Consider the following 16,381-nt stretch of genomic DNA (forward strand, 5'->3'; position numbering starts at 1 on the left):
ATTTTTCTAAATTTTACTTGCTGTCAGCAGTTCATCTCCCTGATGAACATCATGCGGCAGTGCTCCGACAGCATCCGGCTGATAGTCGTTTTGGTTTGTTACAATAACCGGTGTTTCAGTGACATAACCTGCTTTTTGAATGGCATCCATATCAAAACCAATCAGTTTATCACCTGTTTTAACGCGGTCTCCCTGCTCAACAAAGGTTTCAAAACCTTTGCCTTCAAGGTTAACGGTATCCATACCAATATGCATGAGCAGCTCAAGCCCTTGGTCAGTAACCAGACCGACAGCGTGGTGGGTCGGGAAAAGTACAGAGACCACACCGTCAACAGGTGCCGCAAGCAGACCTTCGCTTGGTTCAATCAAGACGCCTTGTCCCATCACTCCCTGAGCAAAGACAGGATCTGTCGCTTCAGACAAAGGTTTCACCAAACCGGTTAATGGGCTTTTAATATCAATTTTTGTTCCGACAGCTATTTCTGAGCTTTGTTTAGCCTTCGCCACGGCTTCAGCCTGCGGTGCCGGACTTTCTTCTTCGGTCTTGTTCAAAATACCGGTTTTATTGAAGAAAACAGTCAAGGCAAATGGTACTGCAATGGCAACTGCCATACAGATAAAGAAAGGGACCATATATTTGGCATTGATGGACATGAAACCTGGCAGTCCTCCAACACCGATAGCATTGGCTTGAACGTTGAAGGTTGTTGACAGCAGACCAGCTATACCTGAACCAATCATTCCTGCTACAAATGGGTAAACGTATTTAAGGTTGACCCCAAAGAGGGCCGGTTCTGTTACACCCAGATAAGCCGAAATGGTTGCCGGCAGAGCAATCTGTGCTTCACGCTCATCATGGCGATGCATCCAGTAGTAAGCAAATACGCCGGAACCTTGTGCGATATTAGACAGGGCAATCATGGGCCAAAGGCCTGTTGTCCTGCTGGCAGTATCTGCGATCAGCTGCGTGTCAATAGCATTGGTCATATGGTGCAGACCAGTGATAACCAGCGGTGCATACAGAGCTCCAAAGATTGCGCCAAAGAGCCATTTCACAGGACCTGTCAAACCAGCAAGCACAACAAATGAGATTCCCTTACCAATGGTCCAGCCGATTGGCCCAAGAACGGTGTGTGCCAAAATCAAAGCCGGTATCAAAGACAGGAACGGTACAAAAATCATCGACACAACTTCCGGAATGACCTTGCGCCAGAAGCGTTCAAGATAAGCCAGTGATAATCCTGATAGAAGTGCCGGAATGACTTGAGCCTGATAACCGATGCGGTTAACGGTAAAGAAGCCAAAGTCCCAGACCCAATCTTTAGCGATTTCAGCCTGTGATGTGCTGGCAACATTGTAGGCATTGAGCAGCTGCGGTGATACCAAGCAGATACCGAGTACGATTCCCAAAATTTGACTGGTTCCCATTTTACGAGAGACTGACCAGACAATTCCTACAGGCAGGAAGTGGAAAATGGCTTCACCGGGCAGCCATAAGAATGAGTTGACACCGTTCCAGAACTGAGAAACTTCTACAATTGTCTTGCCTCCCAGATTGGCAAACTCGACACCTTCCAGAATATTGCGGAAACCTAAAATAAGACCCCCAACGATAATGGCCGGAATAATCGGCGTAAAGATTTCAGCCAGCATGGTCATCACGCGCTGAATTGGATTTTGGTTGCCTTTAGCTGCTGATTTTGCTGCTTCTTTAGAAACACCCTCAATACCGGAAACAGCCGTAAAATCATTATAGAAAATCGGTACATCGTTTCCGATAATGACTTGGAACTGCCCTGCATTGGTAAAGGTTCCTTTGACAGCAGGAATTGCTTCGATCGCCTTGACATCTGCTTTCTTGTCGTCATTTAAAACGAAACGCATGCGCGTTGCACAGTGCGTAACAGCAGAAACATTTTCTTTGCCGCCGATAGCATCCAGCAATACCTGGGCATCTTTTTCAAATTTTCCCATAGCTTTTTTCTAGGTCGCCCTAGACCTCCTTATTATTATAAAACAAATATGCTTACGGTTTTATTGTAAACGGTAACAAATTTGTTGGCAAGTTGTTTGTGGAAAAAAGGGGGTATTTTTGCTAAAATAAGAGAAGTTGTATGTCTTTTTTTAGACAAGTGAGGAGAAAAAACAAGTTTATGAAAAAATATGAAGTGATTTTCCGAGAACTGCAAAAAGCCATCGCTGACGGAAAGTACCAGATTGGCGACTTCCTGCCTACGGAAACGCAGCTCTGCCAAAACTATAGCTGCAGCCGCGACACGGTCAGAAAAGCTTTGCAGCAGCTGACAAAAGCAGGCCTTATCAAGACACAGCAAGGACGCGGCTCTCAAGTCATCAAGCATGAGCAGATTGATTTTCCTGTCTCTCAGCTGACTAGCTACCAGGAATTGGTACAGCAGCTCCATATGAATTCTAAAACCAATGTTATTGCTATTGATAAGCTGATCGTTGATGACAAATTGGCCAAGCTGACCGGTTTTGCCCCGCACAGCCTTCTCTGGCGTATCACCAGACAGCGCGTGGTGGATGGTGTGGCTTCTGTCCTTGACACCGATTATCTGGATAAGTCTTTGGTCCCCCATATGACCAGAGAAATTGCCGAATATTCTATTTACAGCTATCTCGAAAACGACTTAAAACTAGATATTGCCTACGCCAAAAAAGAAATCACGATTGACCAGCTGACTGAAAAAGATAAAATTTTACTGGATATTGACTCAGAAAGCCATGTTGTTTCAATCAAATCTAAGGTTTATCTCAGCAACGAGCGGCAGCTGCAGTTTACCGAAAGCCGGCATAAGCTTGAAAAATTCAAGTTTGTGGATTTTGCCAGACGCAAAAAAGTGACAGACAGCTATGTAGCCATCTATCCTGCAGACGTTTTGCCGTAAATGCGAGAGCCTGCTTTATCAGCACTTTCAAGGCTCAGCTCTTGCTTTCATTTTTGCAGACATTAGCATCTCATCATAAACAGGTCAATCATTTTCCCTTCGTCTATAAACAAAAATCCGGCAAAACGATGCATTTGCCGGATTTTTATAGTAATCTGCCTTAATTGGCCTAGTATAAAGACAAGCTGACAGCTCTTCTTATTCCAATTCCTTTTTGGTATCTAAGATAATAGTCACTGGTCCGTCATTTACTAAGGATACCTGCATATCAGCCCCGAATGCCCCCGTTTCTACCGGAACATGCTGAGCCAGCTGCCTGTTAAAACGCTCATAAAAATCATTTGCCAGATCAGGCGGAGCGGCTTTGGTAAATGCAGGCCGGTTGCCTTTTTTCGTATCAGCAAAAAGGGTAAACTGCGAAACAGAAAGGATGGAGCCCTTAACATCTTGGACGGATAAATTCATCTTCCCGTCTGCATCGGAAAAAATCCGCATATTAACTATCTTTCGGACAGCATAGTCCAGATCTTTTTGAGTATCAGCAGGTCCAATTCCAACCAGCAGCAGCAACCCCGAGCCGATAGCAGCTTTTGTTTGGCCATTGATGGTTACGTCAGCTTTCAAAACACGCTGAAGCACAATTCTCACGGTGAACTCCTTTGTCAATAGTTTTTCATATCAAACAGCCTCCTGCAGATACAGGCTGATTTTTTCTGTATGCCAAGTACACCTGTGACAGGACACCTTGCAGCAGGTGCGCACGTTCTCAAATTATCCATTGGTTCGCTTAACAGAATAAACATCCGGAATAATCTTGATTTTATCCACAACAGCTGTTAAAAGCGCTAAATTAGGAATGCCAAAGGTTACATGAATATTAGCAAACTTCATATCCTTGGTCGGCTGCGCATTGACAGTTGAAATATTTTTGGTCTGATTGGACAGAATCTGCAGGACATCATTGAGCAGCCCTGAACGGTTGAGACCGTAAATATCAATCTCAGCCATGTATTCCTTGGTGGAATGCTCATCATCCCATTCGACCTCAATCAAGCGCTCTTCATAGCCTTCCTGACTTTTGATGTTGTGACAGTCCGCACGGTGGATAGCCACCCCGCGTCCTTTAGTGACATAGCCTTCAATCGGATCTCCCGGCACAGGATTGCAGCACTTGGCAATACGCATGAGAAGATCAGACGACCCCTGAATGATAACGCCGCCTTCGCTTTTAACCTTCAGCACTTCTTTTTTGCTGTCGTGCTTGATTTCGCCGCCCTTCATGAGCTCTTCAGCTTCTGCCTTGGCTCTGGCACGCTCTTCTTCGCGGCGTTCTTTTTCGGTTAATTTATTGAAAACATTGGCCGGCGAGATTTCACCAAAACCAACCGCAGCATACAGCGCCTCTTCATTGCGGTAATTGAGGCGGCTCAAAACAGCTTCAAGGTGCTTTTTATCCAGGTATTTATTGGCGACATAGCCGTGTTCCTGGAAATAATCAATCAGCAGGTCGCGTCCCTTGGTAATGGATAGTTCCTTATCCTGATTTTTGAAGAACTGGCGGATTTTATTGCGGGCCTTATTGGTCTTGACAATATTGATCCAATCGCGGCTGGGGCCAAAGGAATTGGAATTGGTGATGATTTCTACCACATCACCTGTTTTGAGCTTAGCAGTCAAAGGAACCATGCGGCCGTTAACCTTAGCGCCGGTCGCTTTTTCTCCGACCTGGGTGTGAATGGCATAGGCAAAATCAATAGGGCCGGAATCCTTAGGCAATTCCTGAACAGCACCGTTGGGTGTAAAGACATAAATGCGCTCAGCAAAGATATCTTCTTTAACAGAATCCACAAAATCAACAGCATTGCCGTTAGAAGCAGCCTGCAGTTCAACCAGTTCTTTGATCCAGTTCATGCCGAGAGCCGACTCTTGGCTGTTAACCTTGCCCTTGATGCCCTTTTTGTAGGCCCAGTGGGCTGCAACCCCGTATTCAGCAACCTGATGCATTTCATGGGTCCGAATCTGCACTTCAATCGGCCCTTTAGGACCATAAACGGTCGTGTGAATGGACTGGTAGCCGTTAGCTTTGGGATTGGCAATATAGTCTTTGAAGCGGCCGGGCATAGGCCGCCAAAGTTCATGGATATAGCCCAGCATGGCATAGACATCACTTTGGGTATCTAAAACACAGCGAATGGCAATCAGATCATAAATCTGATCAAAACGCTTTTTCTTATCGCGCATCTTGCGATAGATCGAATAAATATGCTTAGGACGGCCGTAAATTTCCCCGTGCAGCCCCTGCTCTTCCATATATTTTTTGATTTTATCGACAATGTCATTGACCAGGGCTTCACGTTCACGGCGTTTTTCATTCATCAAATGAGAAATCTTGTAAAACTCAACCTCATTCAGATAGCGAAAGGCCAAGTCCTCCAGTTCCCATTTGATGCGGCTGATCCCTAAGCGGTGGGCCAAGGGAGCATAAATTTCCATCGTTTCCCGGGAAATACGCTCCTGCTTGTCTTTGCGCAGATGTCTTAAAGTCCGCATATTGTGCAGGCGGTCAGCCAGTTTAACCAGAATAACGCGGATATCTTTGGACATGGCCATGAGCATTTTCCGATGGTTCTCAGCCAGCTGCTCTTCGTGGGATTTGTACTCTACCTTGCCCAGCTTTGTCACACCGTCAACAATATTTTTGACATCGCTGCCAAATTTATTTTCCAAATTTTCTAAGGTAGCTTCGGTATCTTCAATGACATCATGCAAAAAGCCGCAGGAAACCGTAATAGCGTCCAAATGCAAGTCCGCTAAAATCCCTGCAACCTGAATCGGATGGATAATGTAGGGCTCTCCTGACTTACGAAATTGGCCGTTATGGCATTCTACTGCGTAGTCTAAAGCTTTTTGAACAAGAGCAATATCTGCCTCATTCATATAAGCAGAGCATATCTCAATAACTTCTTGACCTGTTAAATTTGCATCTTTTGCCATATTGTTCCTCTCTACAAATATCTTATTCTTATTCTAACACTTTAAGACCAAAAGAAAAAGAAGATTGTCGGTTTCAGGCACAATCTTCCTTTTCTAGATACAGCAGCTCTTAAGCCTGCTTTTCATCTGCTATTCTTTTTTGCTAAGATGCAAGAAAAAATAGCTTATTCTTCTCGATCCGTCTCGTTCAGATAGGCCTCACAGGCCAGACCGCAGTGGTCACTGATGTAAGGATATTTCGTCCCATCAAAAACGACTTCTGATTTTTGAATGCGCCATTCCTGACTCAAAAAAACATGGTCAACTTTAAGGGCTTCCTGATTGCCCTGCCAGCCGTCAATTTCCTTTTGAATAGTCGCCGAACCATAAACAGCCTCTGCTGTTTTATGGCTGTCTTTAAGGTGCAGGCTGCTGTTTAAAATCAGGCGATAGCCGGCTTGTGCCGTCGGATTATTAAAGTCTCCCATCAGCAGCAGCGGACACTCTAAGGCTGACAAAGCACGCTCCAGCTTATTCCATTCCTCTTCAAAGCCTCTATTCCACCAAGACAGATGAACACTTGCGACAGCAAAGCTCTTTTTTTCAAATTCAGTCCTAGCTAAAAGCGCCCGTCTGGTATGATAATCCGCTTCATCATCTGTTTCTGATACTAAAATCGTTTCACTTTGCAGCGGACACTTCGACAAGATGGCAACACCTTCCTGAAAACGCCCGTAACCAATATGGTTATAAGCCCAAGACCAATAGTAGGGCTGCCCGTGTTCTGATAACAGCCTAACCAGCTCAAGAGCATAATTATCTTCATGAACAGCGGGCGTTCCGGGTGCCTGACAATAGTTAAACAAAGCTTTGGCCGGTGCGGAAGCAATCAGCTGATTGACTTCCTGCAGACAGATAACATCATAGTGCTCTTTAAGAATGGCTTGCGCTAAATAATTTAATTTTTCTTGAGGATTTTCTTCCATCCAGCTGTGGGTATTGATGGTTAATAATTTCAATGAAATTCTCCTTTGTCACATAAGAAAGGGTGAAAACAGCAGCACTGCTCTCTTTGCTGTTGTTGTATTTTTAGTTAGCCATAAAAAATAGAAAGAGGCAAGAGGAGCCTGTAAGCATTAGCCCCTCTTCCTCTTTCAAAACTTAAAGTTCTACCTTGGCAACCACTGTTTTGGCTGTTTGGCGGCCTATTTTTTCTAGAGTAACAGCTTTGACTTCTGCTGTGTTGGTAAAGGCAACAATAACGGTTGTTTCCCGGTCAGCAGATTTGATGGCTTCTAAATCAGCAACCAAGAGCAAGTCGCCGGCTTCGACACGCTGACCGTCTTTTACCTTAGCTGAGAATGGCGCACCGTTTAAGGCAACCGTATCTAAGCCCACATGAATGAGAACTTCCAAGCCTTGATCCGTTAAAAGTCCCAGAGCGTGTTTTGTTGGAAAGACACTGGTAACTAAGCCCGATACAGGAGCATAGATATTGCCGTTTTCCGGTTCAACTGCAAAGCCATCTCCCATCATCTTTTGTGAAAAGACCGGATCATGAACTTCTGTGATTGGCATAACATCCCCGTCAGCAACTGTCGCTACTTCTTCTGTAACACCTTTAAAGGTTACTTCTCTTGATGGTTCTTCTTTCAGGGCTGAAACATCGGTTTTAGGAATTTCTGCACCGGAATCCAGCAAATCTTGAATGTCAGATTTCAAAACATCGGCCTTAGGACCATAGACAGCCTGAACCCCATTGCCTTTAACAATCAAGCCCATGGCACCGGCTTTCTTCCAGCTGGCTTCATCACCCACTTTAGCAACATCTGCTACCGTAATCCGCAGGCGGGTCATGCAGGCATCCACATCAGCAATATTTTCTTTACCGCCTAAAAGGTTAATGATTTTGACAATCTGTGAATTAACATTGGCAGTTCCTGCTGTACTGCTGCTGCTTTCGGCTGCTTCATCACTGTCATCATAGTTGCCGTTGCGGCCTGACGTGGCAAGATTAAATTTCTTAATCATGAAATTGGCAATAAAGTACATGGCACAGCCAAAGGCAACCGATACCCAGACAAAGTTGATTAAATCAATAGCCAGACCTGCTTTGACGGCCATCGGTGTTCTGGTCAAAAGCTCGATATTGCCAAACGAATGAACCCGCAAAGGAACCACGTCGGCCATTGCAAAAGCAAGCCCCTGCATCACAGCATAGACAAGGTAAAGAGGCAGTGCTGCAAACATGAACATGTATTCAAGCGGTTCTGTCACCCCGGTAAGAAAGACCGCTACAGCAGCAGAAATGAACATCCCTTTGTATTTTTCTTTTTTATCCGGATCAACATTGCGGTACATAGCAAGCGTCAGACCCATGAGAATACCGCTGGCACCAATCATTTGCCCCACCTTGAAACGAGCCGGAGTCACCGTTGAAAGCACATGACGGTATTGTTCCATGTGACCGGCACCCTTAAGGTTAATCAGGTCAGTCACCCAAGCCAGCCAGAGCGGATCCTGACCAAATACCTGAGCTCCCTTACTGGCACCTGTCAAAATAACATAAGTGCCTCCAAGTGATGTATAGTTCATTGGAATGGTCAGCATGTGGTGCAAACCAAACGGCAAAAGGAGACGCTCCAAAGTACCGTAAAGGAAAGGAGCCAAAAATGGTGCTGAATCTTGCGAAGATGCAATCCACATACCAAAGCCGTTGATACCGGACTGAATAACCGGCCAAACAACAGATAAGATAAGCGCTACAATTGTTGAGCGAACAATGACAACGAAAGGTACAAAACGTTTGCCGTTAAAGAAAGATAATACATCGGGCAGTTTACGGAAATTATAGTATTTATTATAGGCAGTTGCCCCGACAAAACCGGAAATAATACCAACAAAAACACCCATGTTCAAGGCTGGCTGGCCGAGAACATTGATAAAGTAGTCGGACACATGCATTTTCCCGCCAAAGATATTGTGAACATAGCTGGATTTATCAGCGATCATATCTAAGGAAACACCGTAGAAGTTCCCTGTGATAAGATTAATCAGGATAAAGGCGATCGCTGCAGCAAATGCACCGCCGGCACGTTCTTTAGCCCAGCTGCCTCCGATAGCCAGCGCAAACAAGATATGAAGGTTATTGATAACACCCCAGCCGATTTGGGCAATGATATTGGCAACCGTCACCAGAACAGTTGATTTCGGATCAATCAAAGCCAATGAATTGCCAATTGAAACCATTAAACCTGCAGCAGGCATAACGGCAATAACAACCATTAAACATTTTCCGAACTTTTGCCAAAATTCAAAAGTGAAAAGCTGTTTATAATTTTTCATTTTTACCTCCTGTGCAAACGTTTTACGCAAACGTTTGCAATTTCTACTATTATTATAACATGAAATCTTTTTTTGTAAAGACCTTTTTCAAAAATTAACAAAAAGAAGGTCTGCTTAGCTTCCCTCACGATTTTCCCAGGGCTAAACAGACGTCTTAGTTCAATGATTTATTAACTGAAAAATTACTTGGACTGCTTATTTTTTGCGATTTGGCCAAGTCGAATCCCGTTCAATAATCTGATGGGGAATGGTCAAAGAATTTTCACCTGCAGCCTTGCCCAGAATCAGCTCTGCCGCCTTACTTCCCAGCTCATAAGGGAAGATATCGACAGATGTTAGGGCAGGTGTCGCCAGTTCACTGACGATGGAGTTGTTAAAGCTGATCATGGCAAAGTTATCACTGGGAAGATCCAGCTTTTTAAAAAGCCGCTGCAGACGGATGGCCATGATGTCATCACAGGCCACAAAAGCTTCCAGACGGGGATTCTTTTTAAAAAAAGCCTTTAAGACAGTAAGATTGGCGCTGTCGTCAATTCTTGACAGCTGCAGCCGCTTAGTCTTGTATCCCTCTTCCTTCATAACATTGGCATAGCCCATGTAGCGGCTGGCCTGCACCAGTTCATCCATGTCCGTATAGGCATAAGCGATTTCATGCCAGCCTTTGTCAACAAGAAACCGAGCAGCATCTCGGCCTGCCAAAGTATTGTCATTATCCACAAATTGGATGCCTTTTTGAGCAGCATTGTAAGATTCCCCCACAACCACACAGGATACTTCCGCCTGTTGGACAAACTGAAAAACCTTGTCATTGGCCTTTGAATACAAAAAGATAAACTTGTCAATATTACCGCTGCGAATCAGGGTCTCGATATTGGCAATCAGCTCTTCTTCTGTTCGTCCTGTTGCTAGGCTGACCATGTAGTGGTTATCTGTGCAGACTCCTGATATGCCTTGAATAATCTGCATGAAGAACGGATTGTTGCCCAGCGATTCCTGGCTTTCACGAACAGGCAAGACAACCCCGATAGTATTGGAGCGCCTTTTAACCAAATTTTGGGCTGAATAATTAGGAGAATAATTCAGCTCTTTCATGGCCTTGCGCACACGCTCTTTCGTCGCCTGACTGATCATGGAACTGTCATGCATAGCTCTGGACGCTGTCGATGTTGATACCCCAGCCAGCTTTGCTACATCTTTTATTGTTGCCATAGGTCTTCCTTCTCGTTTTTGTTAGTTCATCAATTCCAAAGCATAGCTCACAGCACTCAGTGCGTAAAGCGGAGCCGTTTCTGTTCGCATGATGCGAGGACCGAGTCCGACTTTGACAGCACCGCTCTTTTCAAAAACTTCGATTTCATCCGGTGAAATACCGCCTTCAGGGCCAAAGATAAAAAGAACGTTTTGCCCTGCACTCAAGTCTGCCAATTCACGCGCCAAGACTGATTGCTCGCCTTCTTTGGCCGATTCTTCATAGGCAATAAAAATGTTATCAAAATCAGACAGCCGGACTAAAAAGTCAGCCTTTTTATCAAACAATCTGATCTCCGGCACACGGTTGCGCTTGCTTTGTTCAGCCGCACCGAGAGCAATTTTCGCTAATTTTTCTTCTTTTTTAGCTAATTTCTTCTTATCCCATTTGACCACTGACCAGTCTGCCGGAAAGCCCCAGATAGCACCAGCACCAAGCTCTGTCGCTTTTTGCGTGACCAGGTCCAGCTTGTCTGCCTTAGGAAAGCCGGAAGCGATGGTCACTTGCACAGGCATTTCGGCATTGTCGGTCAGTTCTTCAATAAGTTCAAACTGATGGGCCGCGCTGTCTGTGACCACAGCTAAGCGCTTGATGCCATCATCAAAAACCAAAACCACCTCATCGCCTGCTGCCAAACGCATAACCTGAAACATGTGCTTGACTGTCTCTTTATCTGTAATAGTAACAGGATTTATTGCTTGTCCTTTTACAAAATACTGTTGCATCTAGCCTCCCGTTATCCCTGCAATATCATCTGTTTTCTTCAGCACCAAGGCATTCCATTCTCCTTGAGTCATGTGGGTTTCAAGGAAAAAGCCTGCGCTGTAAGCCGCTTCCAGCACCAGGTCCAATTTCTCGCTGATGATACCGGACATGATCAGATAGCCGTCATCCTTCAGCAAACGATAAGCATCATCGGTCAGATTGACTAGAATATCTGCTAAAATATTGGCCACGATAACCTCTGCCCGAGTCTTGACACCCCGCAGTAAATCGCCTGCTGCCACATGGATATTGTCTGTTCCTTGGTTGAGATCAATATTTTCCTGAGCCACGCGCACAGCAACATCATCCAAATCATAGGCAAAAATTTCCTTGGCCCCAAGAAGAGAGCTGGCAATGGAAAGTACGCCTGAGCCCGTTCCCACATCAAGCACTGTCTCACCGCCGCGCAAGACCTGCTCCAGTGCAAAGAGGCTCATCTTGGTTGTTGGGTGTGTTCCCGTACCAAAAGCCATCCCGGGATCCAAGCGGATAATTTTTTCGCCGCTTGCCGCCTCATAGTCGGTCCAGCTGGGAACAATGGTCAAGTCATGAGTGATACGAGCCGGCTCATAATATTTCTTCCAGTTTTCCGCCCAGTCTTCTTCAGCCAATTCCTGGGTCTCAAGCTCTATTTGACCTGTCGTTAAGCCAAAATCCGCAAGCTCTGCCAAACGCTCTTGAACTTCTTTTTTAACGGCTTTCATATTGACAGTTTCAGGATAATAGGCGGTAATTGCCACGGTTTCAACCTGCTCAACTTCCGGAAAAAGCTCGCCGTACTTACCGACCCCGCCAAGATAATCCGCGCTGTCATCAATCGCAACGCCTTGACTGCCGGATTCTATCAAAATATTAGACGCCGCTTCTTCTGCTTCACGATTCACTGTGATCGTTAATTCTTGCCAGTTATTCATGTTTCAGATACTAAGAGCGATTAGAAAAGCGTATGAAAATAGGGACGAGACAGAAAATCCTGATTTTCTAGTCGCGGCATCTTTTTCACTAGCTTTTCCGCTCGTGTTCAATGACGAGCACTCTCTTTTCCTTTCCTTTATTTTCCCTTGTCTAATACCTCGGATAAGGGTAAAACTCTGTTTCTTTCAGCTCTGCTCTGCCTTTTTCAAAAGCCTCGGCATCCCACGAAACAGCAAATTCTTCTGCCATCTCATCTGTCAGAAAATCCATCAAATCACTCAGACCTTCTGTGGCAGCAGTATTTAAAAACTGAGCAAAGTAGGCTAAAAATTCACGCGACAAGCCTTTTTTAGGCTCATAGGGAATCGCCGCTAAGTAGTCTCCAGCATCAAACTGTGATTTTTCAGGGTTGTAAAAGAGGACATAGTCCTCAAAGAAAATATCCTCATCTGAAGTCTCTCCACGATCATCAACCGTCTCAACGCCCGTTTGATTCTGCGCCTCCAAAATAAAAGTGACTTCTACCGCATGGTTTTTCTTTTGCCAATCCATAGCAAAGTCAAAATCAAAATGCTTTTCTAATTCTTCTTCCAGTACTGACAAAAAGCCGTATGTCGCCATCAGATTCTCCATTTAATATCGTTTTCTTCCATTATAACATTTTCATGAGTGCTCTAGGAAGAAACTTTTCAGCCAGTCAAATACTTAAAACGCCGTTTACCAGTCATTGCCGAAAAACTGTTTGCAAACTGGGCAGTCCAGGCCTGCTTACACTGTCAGAAAGCAGCCTCATCATTTTTTAGTAAAATGTGTTACAATAGTGCTAAAAAGCTGAGGCATTCTGATGATAATTAAACCCATGGAATTAACGGAACTTGATCAGGTCATTGCACTGGAAAATGCGGTTTGGTCAAGCCACAATACCCCTTTTCCTTTGCCTCTTGCCAGCAAAGACAAGATTGTCAACAGTTTTGAAAACGGCAGGCATTTTTTGGTCGCTAAAGAAAAAGACCGCATTCTGGCGGTCCTTGATTACGGTCCGCTCTATCCTTTTCCCAGCGGCAGCCATGTGGTGACCTTTGGTATTGCCGTTGCCGATAAAGAGCGCGGCAAGGGGATTGGTAAAAAATTAGTCCGGCAATTTTTAGAGGACGTCAAAAATGATTACCGAAAAGTCCTTATCCATGTGCTGTCCACTAATCTCAAAGCTATTGCTTTTTATGAAAATCTGGGGTTTTGCTTAGAAGCCCGTTTAAAACAGCAGTTTTTTCTCAATGGTCAGTATGTTGATGATCTGATCTTTAGCTTTGATCTAAAGAAATACCTCAGTGCTTAACTGCTAAAGAAAAAATCCAAGAAAGGAAACGTATGATTAATAATCTCGCTTTGCGCATGCGCCCGCGTGATATTTCAGAAGTCATCGGCCAGCAGCATCTGGTCGGTGAGGGGAAAATTATTGCACGCATGGTCGCTGCCAATCGCCTGTCATCAATGATTCTCTACGGACCGCCCGGAATCGGCAAGACATCAATCGCTGCTGCCATTGCCGGAACCACAAAATACGCTTTTCGCACTTTTAATGCGACAACAGATACTAAAAAACGCCTGCAGGAAATTGCCGAAGAGGCTAAATTTTCAGGCGGTTTGGTGCTGCTTTTAGATGAAATCCACCGCTTAGACAAAACTAAACAGGATTTCTTGCTGCCGCTGTTGGAAAACGGCCAAATTATCATGATCGGCGCAACAACTGAGAATCCTTTTTTCTCAGTAACTCCCGCCATCAGAAGCCGGGTTCAGATTTTTGAGCTGGAACCACTGACAGCTGACAATATCAAGCAAGCTCTTAAAGCAGCCATTGCCGATAAGGAACGCGGATTTGATTTTGATGTCAAGCTGGATGACGATGCTCTTGATTTTATTGCTCTGGCGACCAACGGGGATTTGCGGTCGGCTTATAATTCACTCGACTTAGCCGTCATGTCTACTCAGCCAGATGACAAGGGTGTGCGCCGCATCACTTTAGATATTGTCGAAAATAGCCTGCAGCGCAGCTACATTACCATGGATAAAGACGGAGACGGGCATTATGACATCCTGTCCGCCCTGCAAAAATCCATTCGCGGATCCGATGTTAACGCCAGTCTCCATTATGCTGCCAGACTGATTGAAGCAGGAGACCTGCCCAGTTTGGCCAGACGGCTGACAGTTATCGCTTACGAAGACATCGGCCTTGCCAATCCTGATGCTCAGATACATACCGTAACAGCCCTTGAAGCTGCCAAGCAGATCGGTTTTCCCGAGGCACGGATTTTAATCGCCAATGCTGTTATTGACCTGGCTTTGTCTCCCAAATCCAATTCCGCCTATGAGGCTATTGATGCCGCCATAGCTGACCTGCACCAAAACGGAAATCTCCCCATTCCGCGCCACCTGCGGGACGGGCATTACGCCGGCAGCAAGGAACTGGGCAATGCCCAGCATTATAAATACCCGCATGCCTATCCTGAAAAGTGGGTTAAACAGCAATATTTGCCGGATAAAATCAAAAAAGCTAATTATTTTATGGCCAACCAAACCGGAAAATATGAACGGGCTCTTGGAGCCAATAAGGACAAAATTGATGAGCTGCTAAAGTAAAGCAGACGTAAAAAAAGTAAATTTTTAACTTGAAATTTTTTAACATTATGGTATCATAAATAAAGAAGATTGCTGTGGCATACGAATTCACATCCAAGTGTTGACCGACTATTTTTTTGTATTATCGGGAAACAGAAGTCATTCTCCAGTATGCAGGCCGTTTCACGCGGAAGCAACTAAAGGAGAAGCGAGTTGCCCACCTGCTTAAGTGTGCGGGTTCAATACAAAACGTGAATCATCGGTGCCAATACAGCATTTGCCTCCTTAGCTCAGTTGGTAGAGCAGTGGACTCTTAATCCATGGGTCACAGGTTCGAGCCCTGTAGGGGGCATAACTTACCTACCCTAAACCTCAGTATTGAGGCTTTTTTTATTTGGTTTGGTCAACTTTTGGTCAACTTTCATGTTTTTAATCTAAATGCCGTAGAAAACTTCTCACTTTATTATTTTCTTTTAATAAATGGATATAAGTTTCTCGTAAGGAGTCGTATCCTTAAAAAGTTCTACCAAAAAATAAACAAAAATTGACAAAACCAAAATAAAAAGATACAATAACAGTGCGAATAAAGAAATCGTGCCTTAACATTTGGCAACGGAAAAGCCCTAGCTTGGCAGAGCTAAGGCTTTTTTTACACAGTTGCGAATACTGTGCCCGGGCTAGCGGCACTTAATCGTCATCTTTCCTATCCAGCCATTCAGAAAATAGTGCATGCACTACCCCGACCGTAATCGGTGCGACGATATATATAAAGAAATCATGCCACATATGGCAACTCACCCCCTCTCTAAGGCGGTGTAATTTGTGCCGCTAGTATTATATCATATTCTTCATATACAATAAAACAGCTATATACACTTTCTAGTCGTTTTCAAATTCCTTATCTATCTCCTGAGAAACAAAATCTTCATGCTTCATTTTTTTAGCTTTTTTAAACTTTTCAGCTGATTTTTTCACATAAATAGAATCACCAAATCTTAATACATTATTCTTAAATGTGTATGAATACTCATAACCATCATCTTTAGTAATAGTTTTATTTTCAGTATCTACCTTATAACAATACCATCCGAATCATTAATTTTATCCAAGTTCCTATATAATGCTGTTTTTTCTCCAGTAATTTTCAAAAGATCACTATCTGTAATCACAATATTATCAGAATCTTCATATTTATAATACTTACCATTTAAACTATTACCTAAGCCAGATACCCCCCATTAACATTAATAACAACCAAATAAATTACCAAACCAATCACTGCAGTAATACCTAAAAGTATATAGATAAACTTTCTATTAAATATCTACTCCCCTCTTATCCTTTCTTATTATTCAATGCCACTGTTGCAAAAAGCAGCTATAACTGCTAATTAGGAACTTTTAGTATTATTTTTTTTGCTAGCTGTTTCCAGTAACTGGAAAATGTTCTCTATAAGCCAGAAATCAAATTTACTATTATAAAATTACTATTAAAATTTCAAATTTGGTCAACTTTTAAAATCTCAATACTAATCAATAAACGACAAAATCTTGATATATCACCATTACTGTTCTTTCCTAATACAAAATTTTAACTATTTTTGACTGTA

13 protein-coding genes, 1 tRNA gene and 1 other RNA gene are annotated in these 16,381 nt (G+C 43.9%); 5 read left to right on the forward strand and 10 right to left on the reverse strand.

The window, feature by feature from the left end:
* Positions 1 to 6: 6 nt before the first annotated feature.
* Entirely contained in the window at positions 7 to 1,974 is a 1,968-nt protein-coding gene (gene treP, locus AC4HAN_RS06765; RefSeq protein ID WP_491091830.1) for a PTS system trehalose-specific EIIBC component, read from the reverse strand.
* A 179-nt stretch (positions 1,975 to 2,153) separates the two neighbouring features.
* Here treP and treR point away from each other — a divergent pair, with 179 nt between their 5' ends.
* The gene (gene treR, locus AC4HAN_RS06770) at positions 2,154 to 2,909 is read left to right on the forward strand and encodes a trehalose operon repressor (RefSeq protein ID WP_491091831.1); all 756 of its coding nucleotides are present in this window, start codon (positions 2,154 to 2,156) and stop codon (positions 2,907 to 2,909) included.
* A 198-nt stretch (positions 2,910 to 3,107) separates the two neighbouring features.
* Here the strand turns inward: treR and dtd are convergent, their stop codons facing one another.
* From dtd to AC4HAN_RS06810, 8 genes are all read right to left on the reverse strand, one after another.
* Positions 3,108 to 3,557 (reverse strand): D-aminoacyl-tRNA deacylase, encoded by a 450-nt coding sequence (dtd, locus tag AC4HAN_RS06775; RefSeq protein WP_491091832.1) that lies wholly within the window; start codon positions 3,555 to 3,557, stop codon positions 3,108 to 3,110.
* Positions 3,558 to 3,680: 123 nt separating this feature from the next.
* Positions 3,681 to 5,903: a RelA/SpoT family protein gene (locus AC4HAN_RS06780; protein ID WP_491091833.1), complete on the reverse strand. Its 2,223-nt coding sequence runs from the start codon at positions 5,901 to 5,903 to the stop codon at positions 3,681 to 3,683.
* Positions 5,904 to 6,067: 164 nt separating this feature from the next.
* Entirely contained in the window at positions 6,068 to 6,868 is an 801-nt protein-coding gene (locus AC4HAN_RS06785; RefSeq protein WP_491091947.1) for an endonuclease/exonuclease/phosphatase family protein, read from the reverse strand.
* A gap of 175 nt (positions 6,869 to 7,043) precedes the next feature.
* A complete protein-coding gene (locus tag AC4HAN_RS06790) occupies positions 7,044 to 9,227 on the reverse strand; it encodes a PTS transporter subunit IIBC (protein ID WP_491091834.1) in 2,184 nt (727 codons plus the stop codon).
* 195 nt (positions 9,228 to 9,422) lie between these two features.
* Positions 9,423 to 10,436 (reverse strand): LacI family DNA-binding transcriptional regulator, encoded by a 1,014-nt coding sequence (locus AC4HAN_RS06795; RefSeq protein WP_491091835.1) that lies wholly within the window; start codon positions 10,434 to 10,436, stop codon positions 9,423 to 9,425.
* A gap of 21 nt (positions 10,437 to 10,457) precedes the next feature.
* A complete protein-coding gene (locus AC4HAN_RS06800) occupies positions 10,458 to 11,201 on the reverse strand; it encodes a 16S rRNA (uracil(1498)-N(3))-methyltransferase (protein WP_491091836.1) in 744 nt (247 codons plus the stop codon).
* Positions 11,202 to 12,155, reverse strand: coding sequence for a 50S ribosomal protein L11 methyltransferase (prmA, locus tag AC4HAN_RS06805; RefSeq protein ID WP_491091837.1), 954 nt, complete (start codon positions 12,153 to 12,155; stop codon positions 11,202 to 11,204).
* Between the two features lie 151 nt (positions 12,156 to 12,306).
* Positions 12,307 to 12,777 carry a DUF3013 family protein gene (locus AC4HAN_RS06810; RefSeq protein ID WP_491091838.1) on the reverse strand — a complete coding sequence of 157 codons (471 nt, stop codon included), beginning with the start codon at positions 12,775 to 12,777 and terminating at the stop codon, positions 12,307 to 12,309.
* Positions 12,778 to 13,000: 223 nt separating this feature from the next.
* On the opposite strand from AC4HAN_RS06810, the gene AC4HAN_RS06815 reads away from it, so the two are divergent.
* The 4 genes from AC4HAN_RS06815 to AC4HAN_RS06830 all read left to right on the forward strand — a co-directional run bounded on the left by AC4HAN_RS06815 (position 13,001) and on the right by AC4HAN_RS06830 (position 15,124).
* A complete protein-coding gene (locus AC4HAN_RS06815) occupies positions 13,001 to 13,492 on the forward strand; it encodes a GNAT family N-acetyltransferase (protein WP_491091839.1) in 492 nt (163 codons plus the stop codon).
* Positions 13,493 to 13,524: 32 nt separating this feature from the next.
* Positions 13,525 to 14,793 (forward strand): replication-associated recombination protein A, encoded by a 1,269-nt coding sequence (locus AC4HAN_RS06820; RefSeq protein ID WP_491091840.1) that lies wholly within the window; start codon positions 13,525 to 13,527, stop codon positions 14,791 to 14,793.
* A 66-nt stretch (positions 14,794 to 14,859) separates the two neighbouring features.
* Positions 14,860 to 15,053, forward strand: a non-coding RNA gene (gene ssrS, locus AC4HAN_RS06825) — 6S RNA.
* Positions 15,052 to 15,124, forward strand: a tRNA-Lys gene (locus tag AC4HAN_RS06830). Before ssrS ends, AC4HAN_RS06830 begins: the two co-directional genes overlap by 2 nt.
* Before the next feature lie 335 nt (positions 15,125 to 15,459).
* Here the strand turns inward: AC4HAN_RS06830 and AC4HAN_RS06835 are convergent.
* Positions 15,460 to 15,558 (reverse strand): type I toxin-antitoxin system Fst family toxin, encoded by a 99-nt coding sequence (locus tag AC4HAN_RS06835; RefSeq protein ID WP_491091948.1) that lies wholly within the window; start codon positions 15,556 to 15,558, stop codon positions 15,460 to 15,462.
* Positions 15,559 to 16,381: the final 823 nt, after the last annotated feature.

The sequence above is a fragment of the Streptococcus sp. ELY_86 genome, from assembly GCF_058314495.1.

Bases quoted from the DNA above. Each gene is read 5' to 3' on its own strand.
- treR (WP_491091831.1), top strand. From the start codon at position 2,154: ATGAAAAAATATGAAGTGATTTTCCGAGAACTGCAAAAAGCCATCGCT.
- AC4HAN_RS06785 (WP_491091947.1), bottom strand. From the start codon at position 6,868: ATGGAAGAAAATCCTCAAGAAAAATTAAATTATTTAGCGCAAGCCATT.
- AC4HAN_RS06820 (WP_491091840.1), top strand. From the start codon at position 13,525: ATGATTAATAATCTCGCTTTGCGCATGCGCCCGCGTGATATTTCAGAA.
- AC4HAN_RS06815 (WP_491091839.1), top strand. From the start codon at position 13,001: ATGATAATTAAACCCATGGAATTAACGGAACTTGATCAGGTCATTGCA.
- AC4HAN_RS06835 (WP_491091948.1), bottom strand. From the start codon at position 15,558: ATGTGGCATGATTTCTTTATATATATCGTCGCACCGATTACGGTCGGG.
- treP (WP_491091830.1), bottom strand. From the start codon at position 1,974: ATGGGAAAATTTGAAAAAGATGCCCAGGTATTGCTGGATGCTATCGGC.
- AC4HAN_RS06790 (WP_491091834.1), bottom strand. From the start codon at position 9,227: ATGAAAAATTATAAACAGCTTTTCACTTTTGAATTTTGGCAAAAGTTC.
- AC4HAN_RS06780 (WP_491091833.1), bottom strand. From the start codon at position 5,903: ATGGCAAAAGATGCAAATTTAACAGGTCAAGAAGTTATTGAGATATGC.
- prmA (WP_491091837.1), bottom strand. From the start codon at position 12,155: ATGAATAACTGGCAAGAATTAACGATCACAGTGAATCGTGAAGCAGAA.
- AC4HAN_RS06810 (WP_491091838.1), bottom strand. From the start codon at position 12,777: ATGGCGACATACGGCTTTTTGTCAGTACTGGAAGAAGAATTAGAAAAG.
- AC4HAN_RS06795 (WP_491091835.1), bottom strand. From the start codon at position 10,436: ATGGCAACAATAAAAGATGTAGCAAAGCTGGCTGGGGTATCAACATCG.
- AC4HAN_RS06800 (WP_491091836.1), bottom strand. From the start codon at position 11,201: ATGCAACAGTATTTTGTAAAAGGACAAGCAATAAATCCTGTTACTATT.